The organism is Pseudomonas sp. K2I15 (assembly GCF_002204795.1).
GTDB lineage: Bacteria > Pseudomonadota > Gammaproteobacteria > Pseudomonadales > Pseudomonadaceae > Aquipseudomonas.
The window spans coordinates 1-9,544 of sequence record NZ_NIXO01000105.1 but is presented as its reverse complement, the minus strand read 5'-3'; the positions used below and the strand labels follow the sequence as shown (position 1 = coordinate 9,544).

The 9,544-nt window shown below is 61.3% G+C and carries 7 protein-coding genes; all 7 read right to left on the bottom strand.

All coding sequences use genetic code 11. The features are described from left to right. Nucleotides 1-352: 352 nt before the first annotated feature. Nucleotides 353-841 (bottom strand): RDD family protein, encoded by a 489-nt coding sequence (locus tag CEC48_RS29895; RefSeq protein WP_088427110.1) that lies wholly within the window; start codon nucleotides 839-841, stop codon nucleotides 353-355. Nucleotides 842-936: 95 nt separating this feature from the next. Further along, nucleotides 937-1,149: a cold-shock protein gene (locus CEC48_RS29890; protein WP_071484370.1), complete on the bottom strand. Its 213-nt coding sequence runs from the start codon at nucleotides 1,147-1,149 to the stop codon at nucleotides 937-939. 388 nt (nucleotides 1,150-1,537) lie between these two features. Then, the gene (gene gcvT, locus CEC48_RS29885) at nucleotides 1,538-2,662 is read right to left on the bottom strand and encodes a glycine cleavage system aminomethyltransferase GcvT (RefSeq protein ID WP_088427109.1); all 1,125 of its coding nucleotides are present in this window, start codon (nucleotides 2,660-2,662) and stop codon (nucleotides 1,538-1,540) included. A 39-nt stretch (nucleotides 2,663-2,701) separates the two neighbouring features. Next, nucleotides 2,702-4,078, bottom strand: coding sequence for an L-serine ammonia-lyase (locus tag CEC48_RS29880; protein WP_088427108.1), 1,377 nt, complete (start codon nucleotides 4,076-4,078; stop codon nucleotides 2,702-2,704). A gap of 160 nt (nucleotides 4,079-4,238) precedes the next feature. Continuing rightward, nucleotides 4,239-7,088 (bottom strand): aminomethyl-transferring glycine dehydrogenase, encoded by a 2,850-nt coding sequence (gene gcvP / locus CEC48_RS29875; protein WP_088427107.1) that lies wholly within the window; start codon nucleotides 7,086-7,088, stop codon nucleotides 4,239-4,241. 10 nt (nucleotides 7,089-7,098) lie between these two features. Beyond that, nucleotides 7,099-7,482, bottom strand: coding sequence for a glycine cleavage system protein GcvH (gene gcvH / locus CEC48_RS29870; protein ID WP_088427106.1), 384 nt, complete (start codon nucleotides 7,480-7,482; stop codon nucleotides 7,099-7,101). Nucleotides 7,483-7,889: 407 nt separating this feature from the next. After that, nucleotides 7,890-9,398, bottom strand: a complete 1,509-nt coding sequence (locus CEC48_RS29860; protein WP_088427104.1) for a sigma-54-dependent transcriptional regulator — start codon at nucleotides 9,396-9,398, stop codon at nucleotides 7,890-7,892. Nucleotides 9,399-9,544 lie beyond the last annotated feature (146 nt).

Sequence of the window (9,544 nt, the reverse complement as noted above, 5' to 3'; positions counted from 1 at the left end):
GCTTTTGATTTTGCTTTTGCTCTACACCACTCAAGCCGGCCTGTAGGCCGCTGTGCTCTTGCTTTTGATCTTGATCTTGATCTTAGGCGCCCCGTTAAACCACGCTGGCCGAACGCAGGTAGTACGGAGCGGGTAAACCGGCAGGACGCCGGTTTAGCCGCGACGGGGCAGGGACGCCCCGTCGCGGCGGCCCGCGCAGCACTACCGGAGAGAGGGCACACCGAGCCTAAGCGAGGTGCCGAGTGGTGGGGCAAGAGCCTTTTGGTTACTTTTGGGCTCTTTTCAAAAGTGACCCGCTGTAAGAGCGGAACCAATAGCAGCCCTGACCGCAGCAACGGATATGCCCCAAAATCTACTTCTTTCTCTTCGGAATCCGCACCAACCGCGTATCCGAATAAATGTCATGCCACCCACGCTTCTGCTTATCAAACAACGCCCAGATAAACCCCAGCCCTACACACAACCAAGAAGCGATCGACACCACAAACCGCAACAACGCCTGCCACAAACTAATCCGCGACCCATCAGCGTTCTGCACCCGCACCCCCCAAACCTGCATCCCCAGCGTCTGCCCCGAATACGTCCAAAACTTGGCAAAAAAACCAAACAACACAAAAAACAAAATCGTCGACAACAGCGGATCACCATCCAGCGCGCCAGATTCAGAAAGTGCCCGCAGCTTGGCCTCCCCGACAAACCCCATCCACACCAGCTTGTAGATAAAAGCCGTGACGATCAGAAGGGCGGTGCACAACAAGAAGTCATAGAACATCGCTGCCAGACGACGGCCCAGGCCTACGGCGGGAAACTCGCCTTGGGGGCTCAGCAGGTGTTTCGACATGGCATGGCTCTCGGCAGGAAAAAAGCCATTTTACGGAATAACGCTCATAAAAAAGCCCCTGATGTCATATCAGGGGCTTTTTGTCGCAGCAAGGATCAGCCTTCTGCTTGTACTTCGTCTGCCTGTAGACCTTTTTGGCCCTGAACAGAAACGAAGGTCACTTTCTGGCCTTCTTTCAGGCTTTTAAAGCCGTTGCCCTGAATAGCGCGGAAATGGACGAACAGATCCGGACCGCTTTCTGGAGTGATAAAACCAAACCCTTTTTCGTCGTTGAACCACTTGACGGTACCGCTCTGACGATTCGACATTTCTTATTTCCTTGACGCAAAAAATTAATGACAGCCCCTTTCACATGAAAGAGTACTGGGCTGGGTTGCAGGAAAGTAAGAGACGTCGAACGGGTTGTAGCAAACTTTGGCTACTGCCCAGGTCCAGGTTCAAAGCGACCCATGCAAACACAGTGGGCAAACTCTACGCCAACTAAGACAGAAAAAACAAGCCCCGGCAAAAGCCCAGGTTTTACTCGGCTTCATGACACTTCGGTCAACAATGTGGAACCCGTATATTCGATAGAGTTCATCACTTGTTATAGGTGACTGAACATAACATTGTCTATCGATAGTGCACTTTAATGTGGCGGTTGCGTTACAGATTAGTGCACGTTAACGCAACCGCGTTACTTATAGGAACAGCCTATCAACCACGGTAGTAACGTTGTGGCACGAATGGCATTTTACTTACACGAAGTGGCACCTTTTTCCCACGTACCAAGGCAGACACTTCGGTATCCAGTGCGATGAATGCGCTGTCCAGGTAACCCATGGCCAGCGGGCCGCCCAGGCTCGGGCCAAAACCGCCGCTGCACACGCTACCGATCACAGTGCCGTGTTCGTCGACGATCTCGGCGCCTTCACGTACCGGCGTGCGCTCTTGCGGCAACAGGCCCACGCGTTTGCGGCTCACACCGGTTTGTTGCTGGGTGAAGATCGCGTCGGCGCCCGGGAAGCCACCGGCACGCGCCCCATCGGCACGACGGGCCTTGGAGATTGCCCACAGCAGGCTTGCTTCGATCGGCGTGGTCTCGGTGTTCATGTCGTGGCCGTAGAGGCACAGGCCGGCTTCCAGGCGCAGGGAGTCGCGGGCGCCCAGGCCGATGGCCTGCACTTCGGTTTCGGCCAGCAGGCTGCGGGCCAGGGCTTCGGCACTGGCGGCCGGTACCGAGATTTCGAAACCGTCTTCGCCGGTGTAGCCCGAGCGGCTGACGTAGCAGTCCACGCCCAACAGGCGGGTCGGCGCGAATTGCATGAAGGTCATGTGCTTGACCTCCGGTGCCAGGCGCGCCAGCACGCTGACGGCGGCCGGGCCTTGCAGGGCCAGCAGGGCACGTTCCTCGAACAGCGGCTCAATCGTGCACTGGTCACCGATGTGCTGGCGCAGGTGGGCCAGGTCCTGGTCCTTGCAGGCGGCGTTGACCACCAGGAACAGTTCGTCGTTGCCCAGGTTGGCGACCATCAGGTCATCCAGGATGCCGCCTTGCTCGTTGGTGAACATCGCGTAGCGTTGCATGCCCACTGGCAGGTCGATGATGTCTACCGGCACCAGGCTTTCCAGGGCCTTGGCGGCACCCGCGCCGGTCAGGCGGATCTGGCCCATGTGCGACACATCGAACAACCCGGCCTGTTCACGGGTATGCAGGTGTTCCTTCATCACGCCCAGCGGGTATTGCACTGGCATGTCGTAGCCGGCGAACGGCACCATGCGCGCGCCCAGTTCGATGTGCAGGGCGTGCAACGGGGTTTTCAACAGGGTTTCGGTGGACATATTCAGCTCCTGAAAAACGTGCGGACGCGCTTGTGGGCGTCAGCACTCGATAATGTTGACCGCCAAACCGCCACGGGCGGTTTCCTTGTATTTGCTTTTCATGTCGGCGCCGGTCTGGCGCATGGTGCGGATGACCTTGTCGAGGGAGACGAAGTGTTGCCCGTCGCCGCGCAGCGCCATGCGCACCGCATTGATGGCCTTGACCGAACCCATGGCGTTGCGCTCGATGCAGGGCACCTGCACCAGCCCGCCGATGGGGTCGCAGGTAAGACCCAGGTTGTGTTCCATGCCGATCTCGGCGGCGTTTTCCACCTGTGAAACCGTACCGCCCAACACCTCGCACAAGGCGCCAGCGGCCATGGAGCAGGCCACGCCGACTTCACCCTGGCAGCCGACTTCGGCGCCGGAGATCGAGGCATTTTCCTTGTACAGAATCCCGATGGCCGCGGCGGTGAGCAGGAAACGCACCACGCCGTCTTCGCTGGCACCCGGGATAAAGCGCATGTAGTAGTGCAGCACCGCCGGCACTATCCCGGCTGCACCGTTGGTGGGCGCCGTCACTACGCGCCCGCCATTGGCGTTTTCTTCGTTGACCGCCAGGGCGTACAGGTTGACCCAGTCCAGCACCGACAACGGGTCGCGCAGCGCCGATTCCGGGTTTTTGCACAGCTGGCGATGCAACGCGGCGGCGCGCCGTTTGACCTTCAGGCCGCCCGGCAAAATGCCTTCGTTGCGACAGCCCGCGTCCACGCAATCCTGCATCACTTGCCAGATGTTCAGCAGGCCGGCGCGGGTCTCCGCTTCCGGGCGCCAGGCGCTTTCATTGGTCAGCATCACCTGGCTGATGGACAGCCCATAGGTGGTGCAATGGCCGAGCAAGTCCTTGGCACTTTTGAACGGGAAGGTCAGGGGCGTGGCGTCTTCGACGATCCGGTCGTGCCCGGCGGCGTCTTCATCCACCACAAACCCGCCGCCTACCGAGTAGTACTCGCGGCTGCGAATCTGCAGGCCGGCGGCGTCGAACGCGCGGAAGATCATGCCATTGGGATGATAGGGCAGGGGTTTGCGAATCATCGCCAGGTGTTCTTTCTCGTTGAACGCAATGCTGTGTTCGCCGAGCAGGTTCAAGCGTGCGTTGCCGCGAATTTCCAACAAGCGGGCGGCGACGGTTTCAGTGTTCACGGTGTCCGGGTGTTCGCCTTCCAGGCCCAGTAATACGGCCTTGTCGCTGCCGTGGCCTTTGCCGGTGGCGCCGAGGGACCCATAGAGTTCCACCTTGACGCAGGTGGTGGCGCCCAGCAGGTTGTCGCGCTTCAGGCCTTCGGCGAATCGGGCGGCAGCGCGCATCGGGCCTACGGTGTGGGAGCTTGAGGGGCCGATGCCAATCTTGAACAGGTCGAACACGCTTAAAGACATGGTTGTTCTCCGGTTTCTTATTATTTATCGGGTGTACTCGGTCAAATGTGGGAGCGGGCTTGCTCGCGAAAGCGGAGTGTCAGTTGATATATCCAGTGACTGATCCACCGCATTCGCGAGCAAGCCTGCTCCCACATTTTTGACCGAGTGCATCCTCAGGTCAGGCGTAGCTTTCGATCGACGGGCACGCGCACACCAAATTGCGATCGCCAAACACGTTGTCGACCCGGCCAACCGGCGGCCAGTACTTGGCTTCGATCAGCGACGCAACCGGGTACACCGCTTGCTCGCGGCTGTAGGGGTGGCTCCATTCGCCAACCAGTTCCGCAGCCGTGTGTGGCGCGTTCTTCAGCGGGTTGTCGTCCTTGTCCAGCGAGCCATTTTCCACCGCGCGAATCTCCTCGCGGATGGCGATCATCGCGTCGCAGAAGCGGTCCAGTTCTTCCTTGGATTCGCTTTCGGTCGGTTCGATCATCAAGGTGCCGGCCACCGGGAACGACATGGTCGGGGCGTGGAAACCAAAGTCGATCAGACGCTTGGCCACGTCATCCACGCTGATGCCGCTGCTGTCTTTCAACGGGCGCAGGTCCAGGATGCATTCGTGGGCCACCAGGCCATTGCTGCCGGTGTACAGCACGGGGTAGTGCTCTTCCAGGCGACGGGAAATGTAGTTGGCATTCAGGATCGCCAACTGCGAGGCGCGCTTGAGGCCCGCGCCGCCCATCATGCTGATGTACATCCAGGTGATCGGCAGGATGCTCGCGCTGCCGAATGGTGCGGCACACACCGCGCCTTCCTTGCGTTCCATCGCGGCATGGCCCGGCAGGAACGGCGTGAGGTGGGATTTGACGCCAATCGGGCCAACGCCCGGGCCGCCACCGCCGTGGGGAATGCAGAAGGTCTTGTGCAGGTTCAGGTGGGACACGTCGCCGCCGAACTTGCCTGGGGCGCAGAGGCCGACCATCGCGTTCATGTTGGCGCCGTCGATGTACACCTGGCCGCCGTTGTCGTGAATGATCCCGCAGATTTCGCGGATGCCTTCTTCGAACACGCCGTGGGTGGACGGGTAGGTGATCATCAGCGCAGCGAGGTGTTCGCGGTGCTCGATGGCCTTGGCACGCAGGTCTTCGATGTCGACGTTACCGCGTGCATCGCACGCGGTGACCACAACACGCATGCCGGCCATGTTGGCGGTGGCCGGGTTGGTGCCGTGGGCCGACGACGGGATCAGGCAGATGTCGCGACGTTCTTCGCCACGGCTCTGGTGATAGGCGCGGATGGCCAGCAGGCCTGCGTACTCGCCCTGGGAACCGGCGTTCGGTTGCAGGGAGATCGCGTCGTAACCGGTGGCCGCGCAGAGCATGGCTTCCAGTTCGCTGGTCAGTTGCTGGTAGCCGGCGCTTTGCGAGGCGGGGGCGAACGGGTGCAGGGCACCGAATTCAGCCCAGGTCACCGGGATCATTTCGCTGGCGGCGTTGAGTTTCATGGTGCACGAACCCAGCGGGATCATGGTGCGATCCAGGGCCAGGTCCTTGTCGGCCAGCTTGCGCAGGTAGCGCATCAGTTCGGTTTCGGAGTGATAACGGTTGAACACCGGGTGGCTGAGGATCGGCGACTGACGCAGCAGCGCGGCCGGCAGGGTGCTCTCCACGCTGGCAGCCAGTGCGGCGAAGTCCGGCAGGGCTTTGCCACCGGCAAACACGCTCCACAGGGTTTCGATATCGGCTTGCGAGGTGGTTTCGTCCACCGACAGGCCCAGACGCTCGGCGTCGACCACACGCAGGTTGATGCGCTGGGCGCGAGCCTGGTCGTGCAGGGCGGCGGTTTGCGCGCCGGTTTTAATGGTCAGGGTGTCGAAGAAGTTGGCTTGTTCAACCGCCAGGCCCAATGCGTTCAAGCCTTTGGCGAAGATCGCGGTCAGGTGATGAATGCGGTTGGCGATCTGGGTCAGGCCCTTAGGGCCGTGGTACACGGCGTACATGCTAGCGATGTTGGCCAACAGCACTTGGGCGGTGCAGATGTTGCTGGTGGCCTTCTCGCGGCGGATATGTTGCTCGCGGGTCTGCATGGCCAGGCGCAGGGCCGGCTTGCCGAAGCGGTCGACCGACACACCCACCAGACGGCCTGGCATGTCACGCTTGAACGCATCCTTGGTGGAGAAGTACGCCGCGTGCGGGCCACCGAAGCCCAGCGGTACGCCAAAGCGTTGTGCGCTGCCGATGGCCACGTCGGCGCCGAACTCGCCCGGCGGGGTCAGCAGGGTCAGGGCCAGCAGGTCGGCGGCCACGGCTACCAGCGCGTTGGCGGCGTGGAAGCGCTCGGTCAGTTCGCGGTAGTCGAACACGTCACCGTTGCTCGCCGGGTATTGCAGCAGGGCGCCGAAGAAGACGCTGACGTCGGTCAGTTCACGCTCGTCGCCCACCACCACGTCAATGCCCAGCGGCTCGGCACGGGTGCGCAGCACGTCGAGGGTTTGCGGGTGGCTGTGGACCGAGGCGAAGAACGCGTTACTGCTTTTGTTCTTGCTCAGGCGTTTGCAGAAGGTCATGGCTTCGGCAGCGGCAGTGGCTTCGTCCAGCAGCGAGGCGTTGGCGATCGGCAGGCCGGTGAGGTCGCTGATCAGCGTCTGGAAGTTCAGCAGCGACTCCAGGCGGCCCTGGGAAATCTCAGGCTGGTAAGGCGTGTAGGCGGTGTACCAGGCCGGGTTTTCCAGCAGGTTGCGCAGGATCGGCGACGGCGTGTGGCAGTTGTAGTAGCCCTGGCCGATGTAGGTCTTGAACAGCTCGTTCTTGGCGGCGATGGCCTTGATCGAGGCCAGTGCGTCGGCTTCGCTCAGGCCGTCGCTCAGGCCCAGCACGGAAGTGCCCTTGATGCTTTCCGGGATTACGCTGGCGCTCAAGGCTTCCAGGGAATCAAAGCCCAGGGTGGCGAGCATTTGTTGCTCGTCGTCCTGGCGCGGGCCGATGTGGCGGGCGATGAATTCGTTGGCGGTAGTGATATTAACGGTCATGGCGCGCTCCTCAGGCTTCAGCGTTGGCTTTGATCAGGCGGTCGTACGCATCCTGATCCAACAGCTTAGCTACTGCATCGGCATCAGCCGGTTTAAAGCGGAAGAACCAGCCTTCGCCCATCGGGTCTTCGTTGACCAGCTCAGGGCTGCCGTCCAGTTTGTCATTGACTTCGAGGACTTCGCCGTCCAGCGGCATGTACACGCCGCTGGCTGCCTTGACCGATTCAACGGTGGAGGCTTCTGCGCCCTTGGTGTAGGACTGCAGCTCAGGCAGTTGCACGAAAACCACATCACCCAGCGCGTTCTGCGCGAAAGCGGTAATGCCCACGGTCACGCTGCCGTTGGCTTCGGCGCGCAGCCATTCGTGATCTTCAGTAAAGCGCAACTCGCTCATGGAAACTCCTCAGGGCCAGATTCGTCTGGTGGACGGGATTGGAATAATGGGGAGTTGCTTAGCAAAATCGCGGCCAATGTTTTTTTATCTTTATAAATCAATTGGTTGTTGATTTTGGTTGGCGGGGCTTGAACTGTGACTGTAGCGATATCGCTACAGCCTGGAGGGCGAAAAAAAGCCTATGAGGATCAAAGCCTTGCATGGCGACGGCTGAGCACGTGTGTATCGATATCGTTCCGCTGTAGCGCTTTCAGTACAGGTGGAGGTCGCTTTTGACTGCAATGCCCCCTCTGTAGGAGCGAGCTTGCTCGCGAAGGTCGCTAACGATGACGCGGGGAACCTGGATGAACGCGGTGTGCTTGAGTTTTTCGCGAGCAAGCTCGCTCCTACAGGGGGAGGAGGCGATCTCAGGGCTTGTTGGGAATACCGTACTTGCGCAGGCGATGGGCGATGGCGGTGTGGGAGGTTTGCAGGCGGCTGGCCAGTTGCCGTGTGGACGGATAGCTGACGTATAGCTTCTCCAGTAACGTGCGCTCGAAGTCTTCCACCGCCTGCTCCAGGCTGTCGATTTCCCCGTCGCTCTGGCGCGCAACCGAGGTGCCGGCAATGTCCAGGTCGCCAATGTCCACCAGGCTGCTTTCGCAAATGGCGGCGGCGCGGAAGATCACGTTCTGCAACTGCCGCACGTTGCCCGGCCAGCGGTTGCCCAACAGAGCAGGGTAGGTGCCCGGCGCCAGGCGGCAGACCGGGCGCTGGATCTGCGCGCAAGCTTGCTGCATGAAGTAGCGAGCCAGCAGCAGGATGTCCTGGCCGCGCTCGCGCAGGGGCGGCACTTCGACGTTCAGCACATTGAGGCGATAGAACAGGTCTTCGCGGAAGGTGCCTTCGCTGACCATCTTTTCCAGGTCGCGGTGGGTGGCGCTGAGGATCCGTACGTTGACCTTCACCTCACGGTCGCCGCCCACCCGGCGGAAGCTGCCGTCATTCAGAAACCGCAGCAACTTGGCCTGCAAATACGGCGACATTTCGCCGATCTCGTCGAGGAACACCGTGCCCTGGTTCGCCAGTTCCATCAGCCCCGGCTTGCCGCCGCGCTGGGCGCCGGTAAAGGCGCCGGGGGCGTAGCCGAACAGCTCGCTTTCGGCCAGGTTCTCCGGCAGCGCCGCGCAGTTCAAGGCCAGGAACGGCGCACTGTGGCGGGCGCTGATGGCGTGGCAGGCGCGGGCGACCAACTCCTTGCCGGTGCCGGTCTCGCCCTGGATCAACAACGGTGCATCCAGCGCCGCCACCCGTTGCGCCCGCGCCTTGAGGGTGCGAATCGCCGGGGACTCGCCCAGCAGCGCATCGAAACCTTCGGCATGGTCATGGTGCAGCGCCGACAGTTGTTCGCCGATGCGGTTGGGTTGGTACAGGGTCAGCAGGGCGCCGGCGTCGGTGATCGGCGTGGCGTCCAGCAGCAAGGTCTGGCCGTTGACGCTGATTTCCCGCAGGGCCAGGCGAAAGCCGTGTTCCAGCAAGGTGGCCAGCAGCGTTGGGTCATCGAACAGTTCGTTGATGCTTTCCCCGGCGGGCTCGCGGCCATACAGCGCGATCAAGGCCGGGTTGGCCAGCAGGATCTTGCCGGCGCTGTCCAGGGCCAACACCGGGTCGGTCATGGCCGCCAGCAGGGCGTCGAGTTGCAGATGCTGGCGCTGGCCGGGGAGGATGTCGACCACCGTTACGGCTTGCACGCCGCGCACGCTGAACAGCGCATCGCGCAGTTCTTCCAGCACCTCGGCGCTCAGGGTCGGGGCGTCGATGTAGACGTTGGGCGGAACCATTTCCACCGCATCCAGGTTGAGATTGCGCCCACCGAGCAAGGCCAGGACTTCCTGGGTGATGCCGACGCGGTCGATGAAGCTGACGTGGATACGCATGGGGCGGTTTTTGGTTCTGGCTTGCGAGAGGGGGCAAGTATGCCTTGGAGCGGATGGAGATCAAAATGTGGGAGCGGGCTTGCTCGCGAAGGCGGTGGTTCAGTCACCTGATGTATTAACTGACCCACCGCTTTCGCGAGCAAGCC